We start from the raw sequence: 22,500 nt of genomic DNA on the forward strand, positions 1-22,500 counted from the left end.
TGTTACGCTCGCCCCTATCCCTAATGCACTTTGGATGCGAAGTCCCGTTCCGAAGTGCCTAATTAAACGCTGATTCGTATTGATTTATCCGACACCCGAGCTTTCAAAGCCGTCTCGATCACATATTCGTTCGGCGACACATTATTCAATACTTTTTAAGGATTCAATCATATTGATTCGGGTTATTTTTCTCTTAAGCAGCAAATTTGCCAGAATGGTGAGAAAGAATGCAAGAATAACAGCTGCCAACAAGATGAAAACGTTTAATTTATCTGGGATTTGTTGATGGGTGCTTGAGAGCGCCTTTACAATAATGGTGTACATATAGCCGCTAATCGGTATAGCAACAATTACCGCAAATGTGGTTAGGATGATGTTTTCAAAAAAAATGAGTCTGTTTATTTTATATTTTTGATAGCCTAATACCTTAAGAGTGGCAATCTCACGGCTCCTTTCATAAATGTTTATGGAAGATATCGTATAAATGGCGCCAAAGGAGAGGATGACGGCACAAATGATAAACATGAGAAAAACAAAGCTGTTTTGCTTCAAAATATATTGAGCTGATTTCTTAAGATCATTCTTATCTGTAATCTTATCTACTTGAAGATCTTGCTCAAAGAAGCTACGAACGCTAACAAGATCTGTAGAGCTATTGGCTTCAACTAAAAGCGAGGATGGATTGTAGTTTATGTCAAAACTCTTTAAGTAGGCCGGCGTGCTATAAAACGACGGGTTCGAATACTGGGTAGATATATGTAGAACCTTCATCTCCAGCATCTTATTTTTAAACTCCGGTGCCGTGAACTTTATCCGGATGAGATCCCCTTCTGTTATATGATATTTGTCGGCGTAAGATTTGGGCACCAAAACACCATCGTTTTCCAGAAATAGTTTATTGTCATTTACGTCTAAGAAATGAATGAGATTGTTTTCTTTTTCAGTAACCGTTAAAGTGGCCTTTTCTTTTTTATCATCTTTTATGAATTCGATAGGCAAGGCGGATAAATCGAATTTTTGCTTAATGCCGGAGGGGAGTTTTGACGCATCGAAAGATGCTCCTATCGCATAATCCACTCTTAAATCATAAGCATAAACCTCTTCAACCTGGTCAGCTACTTTTAGTAAGGCCGTGTGGGTGCCGAAGGCCGTTATCAATAAAACAGTGCTTGCAACAACACCAACCGAGCTCACTAACGCTTTTTGTTTATTCAGTAGTATATTTCTCACAATGAGTTTGTAACTGAAGGAAATACGACTCCAAATACCCGGAATTCTTTCGATAAGAAGCATTTTCACCTTCTTGGGCGGTTTAGGACGCATAGCTTGAGCCGCACGTTCTTTTAATACGGTTCTGCTGCTTAAGTAACACGAGAGGAGTCCAAAAGCACTGGAGAATACAATGGGAGGAAAGACCGAGTACACAGTAAGGGCAAATTTTATGTCCGGCAGAGAGTAAGCCCTTGAACTCGACGCGGTTACTAAAGGAATAAATACGATAGCCGCTATGGAGCAACCTATAATGGATCCTACAATTCCTACCAGCAACGGGTAACCCATGTAATGAAGCATGATCGTCCCGTTTTTTACGCCTAAAGCCTTCATAATCCCCACTTGATTTCTTTGAGAATCGATAATCCTCGACATGGTAAGAAATAGGATAATAGCGCCTATCAAAAAGAGAACGAACGGTATAACCTTACTCATCAAGTTATTATTATGTATCGTTTCCGTTATTTTAGAATAACTGAACGTCCTTTCTTTACTTACTTGGTTTAAATAGGAAAGTTGTTTGGATTGTGCTTCAATGGATTTCCCTAACTTATCAAGATCATAATCTTCTTTGGCATCAATCAGGACTTCGTTATAGGTAAAGCCGTCTGCCATTTCAGGGATCGTCACTTCGGCCGTATAAGCTGCTCCGAAGGTTTTATGATCTTGTATTTCGTTCTTTTTGGCATATTCAACATTCTCGCACAAACCGCTGATTATAAAGGTATAGTCTTTATTATTTGAACTTAACCTGATTTTATCGCCGACGCGATACTGATGTTCATTGGCATAATGGGAATCCAACAAGATCTCGTCTTTTTTGGACGGGATCCTGCCCTCCACCATAGTTGGCGTATTGATTTCATTTTTCATTGGGATTGAATGAATTTTTAATAACGCTTTATACCCTTCAAACGCTTGTGTGGCATCCAACGTATAACGTCCTTCTATTTTTTTTATCCCTTCAATTTCGCTTAAACCAGCCACCTCATCTTTGGAAATATGACTGTAATACACATTCAAATCGCTTAAATTATGTTCTGTAAAGTAAGCTTTCGTATAGGCATTAAGGTTATCACTATATGTGATCAGCCCCGCATAGAAAAAAGCTCCTACGGCAATAACCAAAACAATGGCTATGAATTGCCCTATAGATTGTCTAATATCCCTCACTAATTTTATGCATAATTTCATCATTACCATTCAATCCCTTCCACACGCTGCTTTACATCATTGATCGCAACGCTTTCTATCATTCCGCTTTTGACCTTAATAACTTTATCAGCCATAGGAGCAATTGCGGAATTATGTGTGACCAATACAACGCACTTTTTCGTTTCCCTGTTTACATCTTGTAGAAGCTTTAAAACGGATTTACCGGTAACGTAATCCAACGCTCCTGTTGGTTCATCACAGAGTAAAAGCGAAGGATTTTTAGCGACAGCTCTAGCAATCGCCACTCTTTGCTGTTCGCCTCCGGAGAGCTGGGAAGGGAAGTTTTTGATTCGATCCCTCAATCCGACTTGATATAAAATATCTCGAGCATCCAGATGGTTTTTACATACTTCAGCGGCAAATTCAACATTTTCCAGTGTGGTTAAATTCGGAATCAAATTGTAGAATTGAAAGACAAAACCGACCTTCTCACCGCGATATTCGGTTAATTTTTTTTCGTTAAAGGTTGTTATTTCTTGATCGCCGACAAATACTTGGCCTGAGGTAGCCGTATCCATACCGCCGAGGATATTCAAAATCGTACTTTTGCCTGCACCGCTTGCTCCCAAAATAACGACGAATTCCCCCTCTGAAATGGAAAAATCAACACCATCAAGCGCCTTAATCGGCACTTCTCCTATTTTGTATTGTTTCGTTACTTTTTTGAATTCGATTAACGTTTTCACTTCTCACATCTCCTCGAAAAATTAAGAATTGAACCTACGTAAGTTCCACTTTGCCAAGATTACCTCCACATAGCATACTAGTATACTAGTCATGTAGCACACTATAATTCATGCTCATATCATTGTCAACAAACGATCGTACGTTCGCGTTATTGACAATTGTTTGCACATAAATTATGGTATGTTAGATGAATAACATACCGATATACTGAAGGTGGGGCAATGAACATCACTTTCGACGATAAGCAACCGATTTTTCAACAAGTAGCCTACATCATTGAGGACGATATTCTGAACGGCACTTTCCGCGTGGACGAGCAAATTCTTTCTGTTGCTCAGTTTTCTCAACAGTTTCAAATTAATCCGGCAACCGTAGTGAAAGGGATCAGCCTACTCGTAAATGAAGGTATCTTGTACAAAAAAAGAGGGCTTGGCATGTATGTCGCGCTTGACGCGGAACAGAAGATTCAGACTAAGCGAAGAGATCGTTTCTACAAGGAACTGTTGTCCAATCTGCTGAATGAAGCCGACAAACTCGGGCTGACTACCGAAGATATCTTCGACATGATCAAACAGCTGAGAAAGGAATGAACAAACCGTGAGCATAGCATTGTCTTGCGGAAACTTAAACAAAAAATACGGGCGAACTTACGCTTTGCGGAATCTAGATTTGCAGTTGGAGGAAAACGTCATTTACGGCTTGCTAGGGCGAAACGGCGCCGGCAAATCGACGTTGCTTAACATGATCGCAGGAGGAATCTTCCCGGACTACGGCACAATCGAGGTAAGAGGAAAAAAGCTGGGCAAAGGAGAACTTCCGAAGGATTTCTGTTTCGTACGTGAGAAAAACAAACACTTCGGAGGAGCGCGGGTTGGCGAGATTTTGCAGTTTGCTGCGAAATTTCATCCGAATTGGGACTGGACGTTCGCTCACCAGTTGATCGAAACGTTTCGGCTTGATCCGCACAAAAAAATCAGGCAGCTATCAAGAGGCACGGAATCGCTCGTAGGAAACATCATCGGTCTGGCCAGCCGGGCGCCGCTGACGTTATACGACGAGCCGGTGCTCGGACTCGATGTCTTCATGCGGGAAAGGTTTTACAAGGCGCTTCTGGAGGATTATGCCAATCACCCTCGCACGATTTTATTGTCTACGCATTTGATTGACGAAATCGCTACAATCGCAGAAAGAGTTTACATCATTGAAGCCGGATCCCTCCTGCTTCATGACGAGATGGATCAAATACGTATGGCAGCTCATCTGATCAGGGGAAATTCGGAAGCGGTCGCTTCGTTTACAGCCGGAAAGCGAGTATTACATACGGAAACCTATGGCCGCGGCACACTTGTCGCTATTTACGAAAAGTTGGACGATTGGGATATGCAACAGGCGCGCGAGATGGACCTTTCGATTGAAAACCTGACACTTCAAAAGTTTTTCTCGTATTTGATCGAAGGGGGTCACTAAACTGGGCGCATGGGCCGTTCATTTAAAAGCAACTTATCTGCAAATGAGGATTTACATCTTGTGCGTAATCCTTCTTATCCTTCTTGGAAGGTTGGCGGAGTTCATTGTTAGCCTCTTTATAGACAGCAGCCAAAATACCAGTCTATCGGACGGCAACATGCTGATTCTCATTTTGCTCCTTATCGCTATTGTGCTGCCGCTCAGTTATTACAAACGTATCGTATATTTGGGCGCAAGCCGAGAGCAATATTTTAAGGCACTTCATTTCGTCTTTGCCGTCTGGGCTGCAGCCATCGCTTTGTTCAATTCTTTTTGGTTTGAGCTTGAAGCGGGCGTGCTTCGAAATTACACGAACACCGTTGATCTCGTTGAAGCGTTTCATTGGATTGACTTTGGGTTCGCAGGTTCTTTTCTTCACCAAATTGCCTTTTATTTGATGGTTATGGCGCTGCTAAGCATGCTGATCTCCGGTTACTACCATCCTGTCGGTTGGTTGCTGTGGGTATTGCTCATTGCAGCAATCCCGATCGGAATGGCGATTCCTTCGCTGCGCGATCATGTCGGCGTTTTTTTCAAAGCACTGTTATTCAACGGCTCGTTACTGACAGGAGTCGGATTTAACCTTTTGCTTTATTTCGTTTTCGTGGCCGGCGGCTGGCTTTTTACCAGGGGAAGAACGCATTAAATAACCTCGTTTATCGGGAAGAATAAGAATGGTGCTCAAGTTGTTGCGAATTCGTTAGAATTGGAAGAATGCTGTGATAAAAAAAGTCTGGCTCAATCTCAAATCAGTTTGATTTTGAGATTGAGCCACAGCTTCACAGTCTTTCTTCAGCCGCAAACTCGTCAAGCACCGGAAGATGTAAGGAATAAGGAAAATATTGATTCCTTTAATATAGTGGATACTTCTGTCGAATATCTTCCCGGTGTAGAACGTTGGAATCCTCCCGAATGTAATGGCAAACGTACGAGCGGCGCCAACGATCCTTACTCCGGTTTTTATTCGAAGAATGGATAAGCAGCTCACTGAAGAAAAGAATATCGCCTTTCTCCATAATGACCGGTATTTGGCAGCTCGTATCGACGCCTTCCGTCTCTTCGGTCCAGGACTCGTGCTCTTCTATATTTTTAACCGCGCCATGCGGCAGAAGTCCGAGCTTGTGCGTTCCGGGAATTACCCACAAGCAGCCGTTCTCTTCATCCACCACATCTTCCATGGCCGTCCATGCCGCGATCATCGTCATCGGATCGTTCTTGATATAGTAATAATCCTGGTGCGACGCTTGGCCCGGAGCTCCCGGTTCCTTATAGAAATACATGCTTTGCACGCACACCGCCTCCTTGCCCATTAGTTGGGCAAGTACCCCACGCACGACCGCATGCTTCATCAACTGCCGGGAGAAGCTGTCATGCTTGTGCGAATTGAACAGTCTGAGGGTATATTTCTTGCTCAAGTCGCAGGCCGCCCATTCGGGCATCGGCACTTGGTTCCGAATATCGTAGATGTGTCCATTAAAGGCATCGATAAGATCCCCGGTCATCCCCTTTTTTAACAGGAAATACCCCTGTTCTCTAAAAAATTCGATCTTTTCCCCCGTTAGTGGCGTCAATGGCTTCGTATATGTCTCGTTCATCTCGGCATTCTCCTTCGCTTATCATGATCTTTGCTATAGCTAAAGAATACTTCCAGAACGCCTTCCCATCAATGGCTGCAACTTGCATGATTGTATCTATAATTGATATGATACGGAAATAAGGATTTTTTCGAGCAGGAGGAAATTTTATGTCCAAGCCGTCATTGGATTTTACATTCGATAGCTTGAAACGCGCCGTTGCCGGATCTATCGTTTACCCGCCGGGAGGCCGATTCGGTCCACGCGTTCAGTTGGATCTCCAGCTTGTTATGCTGTATACAGGGGAGATGACCGTAACGATCGACGGTAGACAACTTCACGTTCTGCCCGGTCACGTCGTCTTACTCAAGCCGGGTCACGAAGAAACCTTCGCCTTTTCCCGGACCGAAGAAACGTGGCATCGCTGGATTTCCATTCATGTCTCCTCCCTGTCAGATGATACAAGGAAAACGCTATACGAATTGCCCGAATATTTGCCTTTGACGGAAGAAATGAATCGCTTAACCGACCTTATGCTGATTATGCGCAAACATGCTTCGCTCGATGACCCTGCAATGATAAGTTTAGGTCTAGCCGCGCTTCATCTATATCCTATTGAATCAGAAAGAGTGCTTCTCCAGAAGGAGAAGCACCCTGCCGTTTATTCTGCGCTATCTTGGATCCATGAGCACTACCCGGAAGACATCACGCTAAAAAAGCTGGCCAGTCAAGTCGGCCAGTCTCCCGAGCATCTGCTCCGGCTCTTCAAAATGAACGTTCAATCGACGCCAATCCATTATCTATGGGAATATCGGGTTAATCAGGCTGTCGCGCTTCTGACCAGTACCGGGTTGACCGTCTCTGAGATTGCCCACCGCTGCGGGTTTAAGACGTCCCATCACTGTGCGAGGCTAGTCAAGAAGTCGACGGGAAGGACGGCCACCGAAATGCGCCAGTTGTCTTGGAGCGGCGTACGCAAATCATAAATTAGTTGCTAGCGCGCTATAATTGGCCATTTCAAATATTGGGATATGAGTGTTTAATCTCGTGTCCGTTTTCCAAAAAACGACGATTTGTACCTTTGGCTGCTGTAAGATTATTGACGATATTACTCTTTGTTCTTGCCGCTATTCACCCTTACGCACATGAAACGTTACGCTTGTCCCTTTCCCAAATGCACTTTGGATGCGAAGTCCCGTTCCGAAGTGCCTGATTAAACGCTGATTCGTATTGATCAATCCGACACCCGAGCTGCTGTCCGCTTTTCTTTCCAATATTCGTTGCAATAACCCATCCTCCATGCCGACCCCGTCGTCTTCAACGGTTATCTCTGCATACGTTTCATAGACAGAAATTCGAATGACAATCTTACCGCCCTCCGTGCGTTTCATAATGCCGTGTCTTATCGCATTTTCAACCAAAGGCTGGATCGATAGAAAGGGAACTTTTACATGCCCGCGGCGATCGACCTCCCAAATAATCTCCAGCCTTTCTTCAAAACGAACCTTTTCAATATATAGATAAGACTGCACTAAACTTAGCTCGTCTTCGAGCGGAATAAGCTCGTCTATATTTTGAAACTTAAATTTGTTCCTCAAAAAATGGCTGAACTCATGCAGCAAATCGCGCATTTTATCCAAATCGATTTCACTTAAAGCCGTCACCGCATTTAAGGTGTTAAATAAAAAATGAGGCTGGATTTGCGCTTGCAGCCACGCGGCTTCCAACCGCAGCTGCTCGCGGACGAATTGTTTAATCGTCGTTAGCGCCTCTATCCGCGACTTTAATTCGATCGCTTCCACCGGCTTGGTCACATAATCGTTGGCTCCCGCCAAAAAACCGCTTTGAATGTCTTTGGGCCGGCTTCTTGCGGTAAGGAGCAACACGGGCAGCTCTGTAAATGAAAATCGCTCGCGAATCGTTCGCGTCAGTTCATACCCTGACATCTGCGGCATCATAATATCGGAGATGACCAGATCCCACTCCTTTGTATCCAGCAGCGCCAGCGCTTCTTTCCCGCTCGTGGCCGTCTCGATCACATATTCGTCCGGCGGCAATATGGATTCCAGCACTTGAAGATTGACAGGATCATCATCAACAATAAGGATGAGCGGACGGTTTGGATTCATTTCCAATAACGTCGCCGGTCTCGCAGCCGGAAGGTTTTCCGCCCTAGCCGAATGGACCACTAACGGATCGTGATCCCTGCCGGAGCCTTCTTTCACTTCTTTCTCTACATTCTCATTCAAACCAGCCAGATCTAACGAAAATGTAAAGGTCGATCCTTCGCCCAAAGCGGAGGCCGCCTCCAACGTACCGCCATGAAGCTCAACCAGCTGCTTGCTTATGCTTAACCCTAGCCCAAAACCGCCTTCGATCATCGTCTCGCTCGTGCTGGCTTGCTCGTATGGACGGAATACCCGTTTAAGCATCTCCGCATCCATCCCGATCCCGGTATCCGAAATAACGATATAGGCGCGGTCGTCCTCCGCATAAGCCTGAATCGATATGATGCCTTCATTCGTATATTTCACTGCATTATGAAGTAAATTGAAAACGATTTGAATGACCCGGTTCTCATCCGCGGAAACCGGAGGGAAATCATCTGGAATATGATTGGCTATTTTAACGAACTTCACTTCCGCGTTTAATTGCAGCATGTCAATGACTCCGGTTACGATCGGCTGAATAAACAGGACCGTTTTCTGTAAGCGCGGATTGCCCTCACGTAAACTCATCACGTCGATCAAATCGTTTAATATGAGCGTCAGCCGGCGTCCTACGCTCAGAACCGTTTCAAGCTCTTTGACGCTTCTTTCCTGCAGCATGGATTTTTCTCTATTTAAAACGGATTGCGACATGTTGAGCATGCTGTGAAGCGGGTTTTTAAATTCATGGGAAGTATTGGCCAGAAATTGATCCTTATGGTCGTTCATTCGCTGCAAGGTTGCGGCAACCTCTTTCGTTCGGGCATGCATGATAAAATAATCCTTAAACCAAACGGTGGCTAAACATCCCATCGAAACAATCATATCGAACGGATAAAAGACAAGACTCAACCCGCTATCCCGCCACAGCAACGACCAAATAAAATGATGAATGATCGCAAGGAACGACATCAGCAGCAATAGATTGCTTCTTATATCTTTAATTACTTTTTTATAAATGGCGATCATCGTGATCCCTGCCGCAGTGAAGCCTAACAGGTAATAAACCGGGAAGAGCATAATCACCTGACGCGTATCCAAAAACAACGTGATGCCGGCAGTCCCTAAACTCATTACCCTATAAACCGGATATATCTTCTTCCAGTATGGGAGCTCCCGATGATTCGTACATTGCAGCAAAGCGTAGGCTCCGATAACGAGCGCAGCGTTCGCCAGCCGGAAATCCCAATTATTGCCCATGTAAAATAACTGGTGAAACAGCTTCTCATCATTACTGAGTACGTTAGTTAGCGCAATACAGAAAGTCAGCAATGAAAAATAGAGCAGCTTCTTCTCCTTATTTCCCAGTAAAAATAAAATAAGCGCGTAGACGGCATGCATAAAAAAGATGATGGTTGCCAAAAGCTGCATTGATACGGAAATTTTCATTTCCTTATCGACGGCTTCTTCCGAACCGAATTTAACGGAACGAACAATGCCGCTGCTTCGGCTATCCGTATAATTCGACGCCTGAATCACAAGCTCGATTACGCCGTTAACGTCTGGAGTAAATGTCGCAGAGTACGGCAGGTTTTTCGCTACATACGCATTCTCCGTTCCCGCTACCCGTCCGGATTTGGCAAGCAATCGTCCGTTTACGTACAATTCCGACGAACTGCGCACGCTCGGTACGCGAACGCTATAATTAAGATCCTTTTCCGGATCTACATAAAGCCGCAAACGATAAGAAGCAAATCCAAACTGTGAAGATTGGTCAGCATGCAATGCTTCGTCCCAGCCTCCCGGAACTTGAATAAGCTTCGGCTCATTCTCGCCCGACGCTTGCCGCTTCCCGTCTCCCATCAACCATTGCGAAGGATAAAACTCCCATTCCCCGTCAAGCAAAAGAATGCCGCCGTCCTCCGCATTCCAATTATGCAAATCCATTTGCCCGTTTGTAATGGATTCTTGTTTTTGAATATGGAACGTTTTGAGCCACAACATGCGCGAACCGGATAAAACAACGAGTATTAATCCCAGCACGAGCAGAATATGGCTTTTTCTCATCTGGTATTTCGGTGAATGGTTTGCCAAGAAGTATTCCTCTCCCAGTCAATAGATGTCCTAATGTCTATTATACAACCATCCTTGCTTGGCGGACTTTTAATATTTTTTAGTGAAAAATAAAAAAATGAACAAAGGATGTCGTCCTTTGCTCATTCTCTCATGATTCGAATTCGCGAGCCCAATTGCTTTTCATTCCCAAAATGGTGTGCCTGTAAATAAAAAGTCTTCCCTATTTGCATACCTGCCAAATTCGCGAAACGATGACTTTTTTACATCCATCGGCAGCCAACAGTACGCATCAGGCAGACCGATAGCGTTCATCATCATAGCCTCATTGAGCTCTTGTACCTGTTAGCTTAAGGAACCTCGGATAATGACACGGTCCAAATTAGGGTCAGTTTAAGTATACTACCAGTATAACTGCCCCTTTCTCATTTTGGCGATGTATGTGATTTGCCCTGTGTGACCTGGCAAATGTCTAAATTGATGCAGCATCATTTCAAGAACAGTAACATTGTTGTCAACTCCGCTATTCGTTAGTGGCGGCAAATTCAAATACGGTTGATCGACTAACATTTCAGGTTTTACTTTCACCTTTTCCAAGACTTCAATGATGAGCTCAAAAGATCTGGTAATAAGCGCCAACGCTTGTCCTTTCGATAGTTGGAGCCCACGTTCAAACTCCTTATCTCTGTTTCTTGTATCTGAAACGTTAAAAAATACGGTTTCAATTCGTTGATGAACGGTTCCCCAAATGTGAGCCACTATATTGGCGATGCTATTGCTCTCAGGTGTGGGTGCCCATACGATATCTTCGTCTGATAATTGTTCAATTACGTATAAAGTCCATTTTTTTTCTGATTTATATTTCATCAAGAGAAATTCAATCAGTAACGATGTGCTGTCCAAGAAACTCACACCTCCTTTAATTTCACAAAGACACAACAAGAACATATGTTCCTATTATTAGGCCATATTAATCCATTGCAAGCAAATATTCATTGCAAAAAATTATCCAATCGTTTAACGAGGTAGCTTTTTTTCAATCTCTATTCATAACCAAGAAAACGGCTTAGAGGATCCCCTAGTACGTTCCGCGCGTTCCATTTCTTCGGCAATGATGCCAAGGCCTTCTTCAATATCACGTTCATCGGTCCGTATGATACTCATGCGTAACAAGTTCATTTTAGGAAAAGCTGAAAGGTACTGCCGGTCGGCCGCTAGGACGTCAACACCACGATTGTTCAATTGCCTGATCAATTCCTCTTTATTCACGTCTGAAAGGCGTATTGCAGAAAAGAGTCCTCCGCTAGACTGGATGGAATACAAGGAATCTTTAGGTAATAATCTCCTTGAAATATCTCTTAATTTGTTCATGCGATGATTGTACAAGGATTTCATTTGCTTAGCATGATGATCGTACATTCCGGACTTTAAATAAATCTCCAGTACCCCTTGGGACAGAACGGACGTACTAAGATCGGCCGACTGTTTGTACAGGTGAAGCAGAGGAATTAATGAATTCGGTACTGCTGCTGCAGCAAGTCTTAATCCGGGCAGCATCACCTTAGAAAAACTTCGAAGATAAATGACACGACTGGAGCCATTATAAGCACGAATAGGATCTGCCTTGGCGTTTGTTTCCAAATCCGCAAGATAGTCATCCTCTACAATGTAAACGTCGTATGCCTGAGCCAGCTCCGCTAGTCTCTGCTTTTCTTCTTGTGTATATGAAGTACCTAATGGATTATGGAATCGCGGTATTGTATAAAAAAACTTTATTAAATTGCTTTGAAAATGTCGCTCCAAAGCTGCCCAATCCATTCCGTTAGGCGTTCTTTCGATGCCAATTACGGTCTGTTTTTGTGCTTTTAATGCATTCAGCATTCCCCAATATGTCGGTTGTTCAAGCAAAATGTTCGTCTTCCCGTTCGGAAAAGGCATCCCGGCTAAAAGATGAAGAGCTTGCTGAGCGCCCGAGAATATAAATATTTGCTCTTCCGATGAAAAGACTTGTTGCTGATGAAACAGCTTCACAATTTCCTGACGAAGGGAGAGTAATCCTTGCGGATCCGGATATGTGAATATAGAAGCCTCAAATAGCTCCATTGCTTTGTTTATACATTGCCTAAAATCCTTTTGTGATATAGATGAGGGATCAGGCGCTGCTGATGCAAAATCGATTCGTTTTGTTTGTATCAAGGGTAGAAGCGCTTCTTGCGCTACGACAAAGTAACCGCTCTTCGGGCGTGAATAAATCAGATACTCCTTTTCGAGTTCCTGATACGCGCTAATGATTGTGTTAACGCTGCAATCAAATTTTTGGCTCTGCATGCGGATGGAAGGCAATCTCTGGCCGGGTTTAATTAGACCTTTGACGATGTCTGAGCGAATGCTTTGTATAATCGAGTCCTTTTTATTTGTCATAGCCCTACCCCTAATTCGTCTGTACCCATACAGATGGAACTTTTATAGATACACACATACTTTTGCACCTATTATAATGCAGATTATCGTACAAAAGTATATCCGGGGTGACTAGCATGAACAAAACGACAAATGGTTGGATCAGCGGATTCTTAGGTGTGCTTATCTTTAGTGGTTCTCTACCGGCTACACGTTTGGCTGTAATGGATATTAATCCTTTGTTCCTAACGGTATGTCGTGCCGCAATAGCTGGGGTCCTGGCGGGCGTACTCCTTCTCCTATTCAGGCAGCAACGCCCTGCCAGAAGCGACATTCTTCCGCTGTTGTTAGTAGCTCTTGGTGTTGTAGTGGGGTTCCCGCTGCTGACTGCCCTAGCGCTTCAGTATGTCACATCCGCTCATGCGATTATTTACATCGGGCTTCTGCCGCTCTCGACTGCAATTTTTGGCGTACTGCGGGGCGGTGAGCGTCCGCGACCAATTTTTTGGGTATTATCCGCTTTAGGAAGTTGCCTTGTGGCAGGATTCGCTCTAGCAAATGGGGCCACATCTTCGCCAATAGGTGATGGACTCATGCTGGCATCAATTATTGTGTGCGGTTATGGTTATGCGGAAGGTGCACTTCTCTCACGGAAATTAGGCGGTTGGCAAGTCATCTCTTGGGCGCTCATCATCTCGCTTCCCGTAATGTTATTGCTCTCGTTATATTACATGCCACAGTCTTGGGCTAACATCCGCGTTTCGGCATTCTTAAGCCTGGCTTACGTCTCTCTTTTCAGCATGCTTATCGGTTTCGTATTTTGGTATCGCGGTCTTGCTCAAGGAGGTATAGCGGCAGTCGGGCAGCTGCAGCTCCTCCAGCCATTTTTTGGTTTGTTGCTCTCGGCTCTCGTTCTGCATGAGTCAGTCGGTTGGCCAATCTTTATTGTAAACATCGGTGTCGTATTGTGCGTGGCGTTTGCAAAACGTTTTGCATCCAAATAGTTGAAGATCAGGGTTGGAGCCCTGATCTTTTTTCCTTGGAACGGTCATGTAGCGATGAAGCATTCAACCGTTTTATTTCCGCGATCATAACGCCCAGCAGAATGAATGCTGCTCCGACATAACCTTTTATCGGCAAAAGTTCATGTGCGAAAAAATAAGCGAATATAGCTGCAAATACAGGTTCCAAGGAAAAAATGAGGCCCGTATGCGTTGGCGTCGTATATTTTTGGGCGATCGTCTGCGCAATATACCCGAATGCACTGCAAACGACGCTTAGTACCAACACGGCTTGCCAACTCTCATAGGAAGACGGAAGCATCGGAACTTCATAAATGAAAGCGAACAATAATCCAAAGCCTCCTGCAAAACCAAGCTGCAAAATTCCCAGGTTTACTATGTCCGCAGCCTTCGCGGCCGATCCAGTTAACAAAATATGAATGGCATACAGCAGCGCAGCTAACATACACAAGAAATCGCCTGGCATGATGCTCATACGATCATTTAACGTAAGCAATCCGATACCGACCATAGTTACCAAAACCCCTGCTATCACGTTCGATTCCGGTTTCTTCTTTACTATAAGCGCAGACAATAAGGGCACGAAAATAACGGTTAAACCGGCTAGAAATCCGGCGTTGGACGCGGTCGTGTTTTTTAGGCCGAAAATAATAGAGGATGACACGGCAAACAGAAGAAAACCGAGCGCGAATGAGAATATCACCGTTTTCAAATTTATAGCTCGATATCGTTTGACCAGAATGGGAAGACATAATAAAAAAGCCAGCCCATAGCGAAGAGCAACGATATTGAAGGCGGACAACGAATCCAGGCCGATCTTCATAAACAGATAGGACGAACCCCAGCACATCGTAACGAGTAGGATCAACAAATCGGCTTTTAGCGGTTTCATTCATATCCCCCTGCAAAAGAAGTTAAGAGTATTTCCAATAGACAGCCATTCATTTTTTCATTAGTATATTACTCAGTAGATAAATTAGTAAAATGAATATTTATTATCTTATACATGAAAAAAAGTAATGTTTAAGGGAGGGTTTGGGTTTGAGTATCGCCAAGTATGAAATTTTCCGAAAGGTTGTCGAGGTTGGGGGTTTGACCAGTGCAGCGGAATCCTTGGGACTCACGCAATCGGCAGTAAGTCATGCCATAGCCAGCCTTGAAGATGAATTCGGTTTTTTGCTTCTGGCGCGAAATCGAACGGGAGTCCGCTTAACCGTAAACGGTGAACGCGTCTTAAAGCATGTTCACGAAATTTTATCGGGTAATGAACAATTAAAGCAAGAAGTCGCTGCGATTAACGGCTTGGAAGTTGGCACCATTCGGATCGGCACGTTTTCAAGCGTTGCGATTCATTGGTTGCCCGGCATGATGAAACAATTTCTGTACGATCACCCTTCAATCGATATAAAGCTGGTACAAGGCAACTATAATGATATTGAAGCATGGATTAAAAACGGTGAAATCGACTTTGGATTTTTGTCTTTGCCTTCCGCGGAAAGCTTTGAGACGATTCCCTTGGAAAGGGATCGCATGGTATGCATCGTTTCCAAAGAACATCCCTTAAGCCAACAATCGCGCATACGTTATGATCAAATCGAAAAAGAATGGTTTATTATGCCTACTTACAGCTGCGACCAAGACGTTAGGCGCATATTACAATTACACGCTTGCAAGCCGCACGTTCAATTCCAAGCAGGTAATGATCATGCGATCATCGCTATGGTTGAGAACGGTCTGGGGATAAGCATCATTTCTGAAATGTTCGTAAAAGGATGCACTCATAATGTCATACCGATAGAGCTGGAAGACGGAATGTATAGAACACTCGGTATCGCCATCCCCTCTTTGAAGCATGCTTCACCTGCAACACGCAAATTTATCGACCACGCCCAACTATGGTTAAAAGGAAAGGGAAGTATGATTTAGGCAGTGAAACATAAAGGAGATTCAATTTGGTTAAGGTTAGCCAACTTCACTTTACTTCGACAAAAAGGTTCAAGTTCTTGTCGTTCATCTGCAACAAGAACTTGAACCTTTAAAAACAAAAACCCGCAAGTTATGCGGGCTTGAATCGGGCTATATTCTTGTCGATGTTTTTGGTGTTCTTTGTTCCCCCTCCTCCTTCTGAATCTCTTGAATGATTACCGTAATAAAATCTTCTTTTTCCTCCGTAAGTTCTTTCTTAAACCATGCGGCGCATTCTTCAGAAAAACTGTTGCGTTCGTTTTTTAAGAAGATATCCACCCATTCGAAAACCTGTTTCGATTCACTTATGCCCATGTAAAACATCGGGCGTATGGCTATTTTCAAAAGCTCTCGTTCAAGGTGCGGTCGCGAGGAGATAACTATAGGGATAACTTCTAAAAAACCATCCGCAGCTGCTTCACAATTGTAGCTTGGTATCCAATTTCCGATCATTTCGATAATTAGTTTATCTTCGACTTCGCAGGAACCTGCTTTGATGCTACCCAGTAATTTGGAAATGTCATCGCCAGATACTTTTTCCATAGCGGAGACCTCCGATTTCTTATCTCTTACCACTTCATTTCTTTTGTTTTCTAACTGTTTCACTCTCTTACATGCGCCTCATTCCATTCCCCTGGCATAGCGTTTAAGTACCCCTCTTAGCTTAATAGAATATCTTCAACATACTCGTCGAATATCACCCAATTATCCCCAATCCAGATCAATTCTTCTATAAACCGGCTCATAGGTCTGTTGCTCTTATACTTTGCATGTATCCATTTGCATTCTTTGTACCATGTTAATTTTAGAGATCTTACTAATCGTTTAGCTGTTATCATTTCGTGTTCCGAATAACCCTCGACATAAGCCTTTACGTTTTCTGATGGAAAACCATTAGATGTAAGCGTGCAGGAAAGCAATGCTCTTGATAAATCAAAGTCGGTGTATACGTAACTGACTCGATCAAAATCAATAATATCGACAATTCGGTCGTCTTCAAACATTAAATTATCGATATGCATATCCCAATGCGCCCATCCATGAGCACAGGCTAATAGATCATTAAGATCTATACGATTTAAAATATTCATCTGACATTCAATAGCTTCAGCATACCGTTTATGTTCGGCAGACGATGTTTCCATAAGGTTTGTCTGGAGTCTTTTATACATACTTTCTTTTGAAGGTAATTCCCAATGGAGAGAATCAAGTTGTGATAAGTTGATATTCATCCATTTATGCATATGTCCGGTTGCTTTCCCTAGCGTGAACATCTGGGAAGAATTCGCCTGTCCAGCCTGAATATGTTTTCCCTGACTTGCCCCAGTTATGGTGTATTCAACATCCCTTGCCGTCGAATATGTACATTCGCCCTTGTAGGACATTACTGGCTGACATGGAATTCCTGCAATGTACATCTGATTTTGACATTTTAATGCTTGACGTGTTCCTTCGATTGTTCGTTTATTTCGTATTTTATCGTGCATTTTAACAAAAAGCTCTCCTTGGTCGGACATCATAAGCCAACAGACATTTCCATGATTCCAACCTACTGGCACTGCTGAATCTACACTGATCCCAAACTTTACTTTCATATCCGCAATAATATCGTCCATTAGCAATTCACGAATGACTTCATTTTCCACTACTTTAACCCCATCCCCTTACATCCATTTATGTCTGATTCGCCGGTGATATAGATTACTCAAATTATAGGACATTTGACTTTCCGATGGAAGTTTGATTAAGCGTAGCCGCCGTTAGGTGAACAAAGGCAGCCGATCATTCTGGCCGGCTGCCTTCGTGGTGACTTATTCATTTCTTGTACCCGTCTTAGTTTAGTCTTTTCACGGAGCAAATTAAGAATTTACTCTATATGTTACTATCAACTCAAAAACGACCAACGTGTAAAGAGGTCTACTCATTATGCGTACGCTCTAATAAGTAACGATCAATTACATTATTTAAAAAAAGAAGTTAAGAATCATGATGTGTACCAAATCTTCCAAAGAGACGGGATCCTGTCACAATATCCTCCCCCCTTAACGCAACGTTCCTTCGAAAGACTGAGATCCGCTCATTACAAATAATGCAACCTTCTTGGCAACTTCCTCTTTATTCGTGGTGATGTTACCGGTTGCCCATTGCAAGGCACCTTCATGAATGACTTGAGCAAAAACAGGCACAAACATATTCTTCTCGTTATCTGTACAGATCTGTTCCAAACTTTTCGACAAAAAAACCTTCAACTCCTTTAGTATTTTTTCCTTCATTTGCGGTAAAACCAAGCCAACATAGCTGCTGCGGCATTGAATGTTCGGTTGATGATAAAAATCGCATACCGCTAAAACGAGTTGAGTTATGCTGTCTTGATTGAAACTGACAACGCCCGCAGTATGGTTTTCGATGGAAGCCGAGGCGGAATCCCCCAAAATATAATCCATTAAATCGTATTTATCATTAAAATGCGCATAAAATGTAGCCCGGTTAACTTGTGCTCCCTTTGTTATATCCGCTATTGTAATTTTTTCAAAATCCTTTTTAGAAACCAAATTGAAAAAAGCATGAATCAATGACTGTTTCGTTTGGGTCATTCGTAGATTCATTACTTTTGTGGCCATCCTTCTCACCTCTTACCCGACAATTTAACCTTCTTGTCGCTATAGCAACATTCGCCCGTAGGTTGTTTATTGTTGCATGAAGCCAATGACTGTATAGTTTTCATTAAAGCAACATATGTTACTTTAATATATCATAGGTAAGGAGTTAATAAAAAATGAAAACTATTGCCATTGTTGGTGCTGGCCCTGGATTAGGCTTGTCTCTAGCTAAGAAATTCGGTGAGAATGGATTTAGAGTAGCGGCCATTGCACGTAACCCTGAGAAACTAGCAATTATCGAACATGAGCTTAAAAAACTAAACATTGAGGCTCAGACTTTTGTAGCGGATGTCACGGACTTAGCTGCTTTAAAACTAACCATTCAAGCAGTAAAAAAAGAGTTCGGTTCGATCGATGTGCTTGAATTTAGCCCTTATGCCGGGTGGAATACATTCACAAATGTGCTGGAAACTACGCCTCAAAGCGTATTAGAACAAATAAATAGCTATTTGCTGCCTGCCGTTCTTTCCGTCAATGAGGTTCTGCCGGACATGATGAATAACGGTTTCGGTGCCATTCTATTTACAACAGGTTTATCAGCCATGTTCCCATTACCTATGGTCGGAAATGCCGGAATCGTGATGTCGGGTATTCGTAATTATGCTACAAATCTGCACAATCAGCTGAAAGATAAAGGGGTTTTTATCGGACATCTTTCAATCGGAACCATGATACAAGCCGGTACAGCAGGGGATCCCGATGTTATTGCAGACGCTTGGTATCATCTATACGAGAAAAAAGACCGCTTTGAAGAAATATTCCCTCAAGGGTTTGATCCGACTAACATTCCTAATTAATCAGGTTCTTGTCGCGCGTAGACAAAAGGGGCCAGTTCTTGTCGTTCGTCCGCGACAAGAATTTGTCCCTTTAAACGTGTATAATATTTTTACATTTAAACGGTTATGTTTTTATGCAGCGAAATGGAGGTTACATTTATTGAAACTGGAAAGGCTCTTATCCATCATTATTCTACTGCTGAATCGTCGTATGGTGCAGGCTAAGGAGTTGGCGGAGCGGTTTGAGGTATCCATTCGTACGATATACCGGGATATTGACGCCATTAATGCAGCGGGCATCCCGATCGTCACTTATCAAGGAACAAACGGCGGCATTGGTTTGTCGGAAGGTTACCGCTTGGATCGAAATATGCTAACCAATGACGAGCTTGCTGCTATCGTTACCGCCCTCCGCAGTATCTCCACTTCATATGGCAAAGAGCAACACCAACGACTCGTAGAAAAAATAAATAGTGTCGTACTGCCGGCACATGAAGAAGAATTTCAACATAAGACAAATCGCGTCCTAATCGATTACTCTCCATGGGATGGAATCGAACATCTCCGTCCGAAACTACAACTGTTAGATGAAGCCATAGATAGCTGTGTATTCGTTAACTTCACCTATTCGAATGCAGAAGGTGAAGTTTCCCAGCGAAAAGCAGAGCCGCACATGCTCATCCTCAAAGGACGGCAATGGTATCTAAAAGCATATTGTTTAGAGAAACAAGAGTTCCGCCTTTTTAAACTAAAAAGAATGAAAGAGCTCGCAATAAATCGTGAAGGAACGTTCACTCGTCGAGATCCCGCAACTCAGGAGCATATCGATGGCAAGAGTAAGCTCAAGCCGTCCAACGTACCGGAAGTTGTCTTTCAATTCCAAGAGGAAGCCCGTCATATTGCGGAAGAATGGTTTGACATTGAAGAACTTTTGCCAGTTCAGGATGGCAGTTGGCTTGTAAAAAAGGCGTATCCGGAAAATGAATGGCTCTATAGTTTCATTCTTAGCTTGGGACATCATGTAGAGGTGCTTGAGCCCCAACATTTAAGGAAGATCATTGCTGATCGTGCGGAAAAGATAGCAAAGATTTATAAAAAAACAAAGTAACTTGACAGTCAGTTGTCAGGTTTATTGTTTTATACTGGTTTCATTCTATAATAAGGAGCATGATTAAGGATGGAACGAATTGTACCTGCGCGGATTGAGGAATTACCTTCCTTCACGTTAGCTGGAATTAGCACTGTTACGACAAATGAAGCCGAACTAAGCAAAGATGGAAAAATTGGTAAGTTATTTGAACAGTTCCATTCGCAAGATATTGGTAAGAAGCTAGGTGTTACTATCCAAGAGGACGGTCATTATAGCTGTTACTTCAACTATGAGCGGGGAGATGCGGGACTTTATGAAGTAATGGTCAGCGTACATGTACGGGAAGCATTTCAGCTTCAAAACCAAGATATGATAAAAACTTTTACTGTTCCTGCAGCAAAATATGCTGTATTCGTCACTGAACGCGGACCAGTTATAGAGATGGTGCAGCGTGCTTGGGCTACTATTTGGCAATGGTCACAACAGCCAGGCAATAACCGCGCATTCACAGGGGATTTTGAATTTTATAGCAAGGATATTAATCCGGAGGACGGACAAGCAGAGATTTATATTTCGATAATATAGCGTCCATGTTGGTTCGTTTGTTATTTTTATAAAAAGGAATGAGCGAAATGAGCCATATGAGTGCAATTGAAAATACCAAGGTGGAGGATGTATTCAACTATGAAGGGAATCGAGCGATCGTATTTGCTGAAATAGATGAAATACCGGTAGTTGAATTAAAACAGTGCATTGCATTGGCACTCACTTATCATACTCGAAAGCATCAACCAATGCTTGGTATATAAGAAATAGAAATAAGTTCCAGCATCATAACCCGACTGTCTTCGTCCATGTCTGGGCTGATGGTAACAGCAAAGTTTTCATGGTTTTACCAGTCTGAAATCAAAAAAACACCCGATAAGAGTGTTTTCCTTTGTTGAAAATATCTTATTTGTTATCGTTTTTGCCTTTAGATCCTGTTCACTTGAATTGTGCGTGAGACGAATAGACATAGGCTTGCTTTTCAAACAGGGAAATCACCTCGGTAAGAGCCTTAACATCTTCAATTGTCACGGCATTGTATAAGCTAGCTCTTAGTCTTTTTTGGCTTCGGTGCCCGGCTACGCCTATGATATTTCTCTCTTTACAAAACGCTACGAACTTATCATCCGTCTCCTCGTGACCGGTTGTAAAGACAATGTTCATTTTTGAACGGTAGTTAACTCCAACGGGACAACGAAACATGTTCGAGGCATCAATCGAGTCATAAAGCAGCTTTGCCTTTTGATTATTGATCTCCTCCATTGCAGCTACGCCGCCGATCTCATTCTCCAGCCACTTTTGCATAAGGTTGGCTACATAGATAGAAAACACAGGCGGTGTATGGTAATTTGACTTGCTTTCGATATGGGAACGGTATTGAAGAAGCTGGGGAATGTCGTTATTTTCCAAAATATATTTTTTTCTCACTGCAACAACTGTCAAGCCGGAGAGACCAATATTTTTTTGTGCATGGGCATAGATACAGGAAACGTTGTCCAAATTCATTCTGTAGCTTAGCATATCGCTGGATACATCTAGAACCAGTGGCGTACCGATATCGGGGAAGTCTCGAAACTGCGTGCCCTCAACAGTGTTATTGCTGCAAAGGTGAAGATATCTAGCGGATCCGCTCGTACAAGCTGAATCGATTACCGGTAACGAAGTGTCGATATCAGATCCGAATCCGACTACGCTTACCTTTCGTTTGCAAAGTTTAGCCTCGTTTATTGCTTTTTTCGACCAGTAACCGGTATCTGCATACTCGATCAGATCGCCTTCCCTTGAAAGATTCAAAGGCACCATGGAGAACTGCAACGTTCCGCCGCCTTGCAGGAGCATGACTTCCCAATCATCATCCAATTCCAGCAATCGTTTAAAACCTTCAACGGTTTCTTCGATTAGCTCTATGATTTCGCTGCTGCGATGGCTTAGTTCCATCACGCTAGCCCCGCTGTTTTTATACGAGAAAAGTTCACTCTGAATCTGCTTCAATACAGATTTGGGGAGAGCTCCCGGCCCTGCAGAAAAGTTGATTGTCGTCATTTTTATCTCTCTCCTTGTTTAGTAG

21 protein-coding genes are annotated in these 22,500 nt (G+C 43.1%); 10 read left to right on the plus strand and 11 right to left on the minus strand.

Annotated features, from left to right (window positions below):
* Positions 1-141: 141 nt before the first annotated feature.
* Together DQG23_RS09275 and DQG23_RS09280 are read right to left on the minus strand one after the other, a co-directional pair.
* The gene (locus DQG23_RS09275; RefSeq protein WP_192894573.1) at positions 142-2,466 is read right to left on the minus strand and encodes an ABC transporter permease; all 2,325 of its coding nucleotides are present in this window, start codon (positions 2,464-2,466) and stop codon (positions 142-144) included.
* A gap of 2 nt (positions 2,467-2,468) precedes the next feature.
* Positions 2,469-3,173, minus strand: coding sequence for an ABC transporter ATP-binding protein (locus tag DQG23_RS09280; RefSeq protein WP_113030551.1), 705 nt, complete (start codon positions 3,171-3,173; stop codon positions 2,469-2,471).
* 222 nt (positions 3,174-3,395) lie between these two features.
* Here DQG23_RS09280 and DQG23_RS09285 point away from each other — a divergent pair, with 222 nt between their 5' ends.
* The 3 genes from DQG23_RS09285 (at position 3,396) to DQG23_RS09295 (ending at position 5,326) form a co-directional block, all read left to right on the plus strand.
* On the plus strand, positions 3,396-3,764 hold the full coding sequence (locus DQG23_RS09285) for a GntR family transcriptional regulator (RefSeq protein ID WP_113030552.1): 369 nt from the start codon (positions 3,396-3,398) through the stop codon (positions 3,762-3,764).
* A 64-nt stretch (positions 3,765-3,828) separates the two neighbouring features.
* On the plus strand, positions 3,829-4,641 hold the full coding sequence (locus tag DQG23_RS09290; protein WP_238177815.1) for an ATP-binding cassette domain-containing protein: 813 nt from the start codon (positions 3,829-3,831) through the stop codon (positions 4,639-4,641).
* A gap of 91 nt (positions 4,642-4,732) precedes the next feature.
* Positions 4,733-5,326, plus strand: a complete 594-nt coding sequence (locus DQG23_RS09295) for a hypothetical protein (RefSeq protein WP_238177816.1) — start codon at positions 4,733-4,735, stop codon at positions 5,324-5,326.
* Between the two features lie 205 nt (positions 5,327-5,531).
* Here DQG23_RS09295 and DQG23_RS09300 read toward each other — a convergent pair whose 3' ends face one another.
* On the minus strand, positions 5,532-6,275 hold the full coding sequence (locus DQG23_RS09300) for a phytanoyl-CoA dioxygenase family protein (RefSeq protein ID WP_113030555.1): 744 nt from the start codon (positions 6,273-6,275) through the stop codon (positions 5,532-5,534).
* Between the two features lie 149 nt (positions 6,276-6,424).
* Here DQG23_RS09300 and DQG23_RS09305 point away from each other — a divergent pair, with 149 nt between their 5' ends.
* Entirely contained in the window at positions 6,425-7,240 is an 816-nt protein-coding gene (locus tag DQG23_RS09305) for a helix-turn-helix domain-containing protein (RefSeq protein WP_113030556.1), read from the plus strand.
* 141 nt (positions 7,241-7,381) lie between these two features.
* Here DQG23_RS09305 and DQG23_RS09310 read toward each other — a convergent pair whose 3' ends face one another.
* From DQG23_RS09310 to DQG23_RS09320, 3 genes are all read right to left on the minus strand, one after another.
* Positions 7,382-10,468 carry a hybrid sensor histidine kinase/response regulator gene (locus tag DQG23_RS09310; protein WP_420330222.1) on the minus strand — a complete coding sequence of 1,029 codons (3,087 nt, stop codon included), beginning with the start codon at positions 10,466-10,468 and terminating at the stop codon, positions 7,382-7,384.
* Positions 10,469-10,876: 408 nt separating this feature from the next.
* Positions 10,877-11,377 carry a DinB family protein gene (locus tag DQG23_RS09315; protein WP_158560369.1) on the minus strand — a complete coding sequence of 167 codons (501 nt, stop codon included), beginning with the start codon at positions 11,375-11,377 and terminating at the stop codon, positions 10,877-10,879.
* Between the two features lie 144 nt (positions 11,378-11,521).
* Positions 11,522-12,895 (minus strand): aminotransferase-like domain-containing protein, encoded by a 1,374-nt coding sequence (locus DQG23_RS09320; RefSeq protein ID WP_113030559.1) that lies wholly within the window; start codon positions 12,893-12,895, stop codon positions 11,522-11,524.
* A 116-nt stretch (positions 12,896-13,011) separates the two neighbouring features.
* On the opposite strand from DQG23_RS09320, the gene DQG23_RS09325 reads away from it, so the two are divergent.
* Positions 13,012-13,878: a DMT family transporter gene (locus tag DQG23_RS09325; RefSeq protein ID WP_113030560.1), complete on the plus strand. Its 867-nt coding sequence runs from the start codon at positions 13,012-13,014 to the stop codon at positions 13,876-13,878.
* A 7-nt stretch (positions 13,879-13,885) separates the two neighbouring features.
* Here the strand turns inward: DQG23_RS09325 and DQG23_RS09330 are convergent, their stop codons facing one another.
* Positions 13,886-14,788, minus strand: coding sequence for a DMT family transporter (locus DQG23_RS09330; RefSeq protein WP_113030561.1), 903 nt, complete (start codon positions 14,786-14,788; stop codon positions 13,886-13,888).
* A gap of 149 nt (positions 14,789-14,937) precedes the next feature.
* Here DQG23_RS09330 and DQG23_RS09335 point away from each other — a divergent pair, with 149 nt between their 5' ends.
* Positions 14,938-15,822: a LysR family transcriptional regulator gene (locus DQG23_RS09335; RefSeq protein ID WP_113030562.1), complete on the plus strand. Its 885-nt coding sequence runs from the start codon at positions 14,938-14,940 to the stop codon at positions 15,820-15,822.
* A gap of 150 nt (positions 15,823-15,972) precedes the next feature.
* Here DQG23_RS09335 and DQG23_RS09340 read toward each other — a convergent pair whose 3' ends face one another.
* The 3 genes from DQG23_RS09340 to DQG23_RS09350 all read right to left on the minus strand — a co-directional run bounded on the left by DQG23_RS09340 (position 15,973) and on the right by DQG23_RS09350 (position 18,482).
* Positions 15,973-16,404, minus strand: a complete 432-nt coding sequence (locus DQG23_RS09340; RefSeq protein ID WP_113030563.1) for a hypothetical protein — start codon at positions 16,402-16,404, stop codon at positions 15,973-15,975.
* A 116-nt stretch (positions 16,405-16,520) separates the two neighbouring features.
* On the minus strand, positions 16,521-17,507 hold the full coding sequence (locus DQG23_RS09345; RefSeq protein WP_113030564.1) for a phosphotransferase: 987 nt from the start codon (positions 17,505-17,507) through the stop codon (positions 16,521-16,523).
* Positions 17,508-17,903: 396 nt separating this feature from the next.
* Entirely contained in the window at positions 17,904-18,482 is a 579-nt protein-coding gene (locus tag DQG23_RS09350; RefSeq protein ID WP_113030565.1) for a TetR/AcrR family transcriptional regulator, read from the minus strand.
* Positions 18,483-18,637: 155 nt separating this feature from the next.
* On the opposite strand from DQG23_RS09350, the gene DQG23_RS09355 reads away from it, so the two are divergent.
* From DQG23_RS09355 to DQG23_RS42095, 4 genes are all read left to right on the plus strand, one after another.
* Entirely contained in the window at positions 18,638-19,318 is a 681-nt protein-coding gene (locus tag DQG23_RS09355; protein ID WP_113030566.1) for an SDR family NAD(P)-dependent oxidoreductase, read from the plus strand.
* Between the two features lie 139 nt (positions 19,319-19,457).
* The gene (locus tag DQG23_RS09360; RefSeq protein ID WP_113030567.1) at positions 19,458-20,405 is read left to right on the plus strand and encodes a helix-turn-helix transcriptional regulator; all 948 of its coding nucleotides are present in this window, start codon (positions 19,458-19,460) and stop codon (positions 20,403-20,405) included.
* A gap of 69 nt (positions 20,406-20,474) precedes the next feature.
* On the plus strand, positions 20,475-20,972 hold the full coding sequence (locus DQG23_RS09365; RefSeq protein ID WP_113030568.1) for a GyrI-like domain-containing protein: 498 nt from the start codon (positions 20,475-20,477) through the stop codon (positions 20,970-20,972).
* 47 nt (positions 20,973-21,019) lie between these two features.
* A complete protein-coding gene (locus tag DQG23_RS42095; protein WP_158560370.1) occupies positions 21,020-21,196 on the plus strand; it encodes a hypothetical protein in 177 nt (58 codons plus the stop codon).
* A 175-nt stretch (positions 21,197-21,371) separates the two neighbouring features.
* Here the strand turns inward: DQG23_RS42095 and serC are convergent, their stop codons facing one another.
* Positions 21,372-22,475: a 3-phosphoserine/phosphohydroxythreonine transaminase gene (serC, locus tag DQG23_RS09370; RefSeq protein ID WP_113030569.1), complete on the minus strand. Its 1,104-nt coding sequence runs from the start codon at positions 22,473-22,475 to the stop codon at positions 21,372-21,374.
* Between the last annotated feature and the right edge of the window lie 25 nt (positions 22,476-22,500).

The sequence above is a fragment of the Paenibacillus contaminans genome (genome assembly GCF_003285015.1).
Classification (GTDB): domain Bacteria; phylum Bacillota; class Bacilli; order Paenibacillales; family NBRC-103111; genus Paenibacillus_V; species Paenibacillus_V contaminans.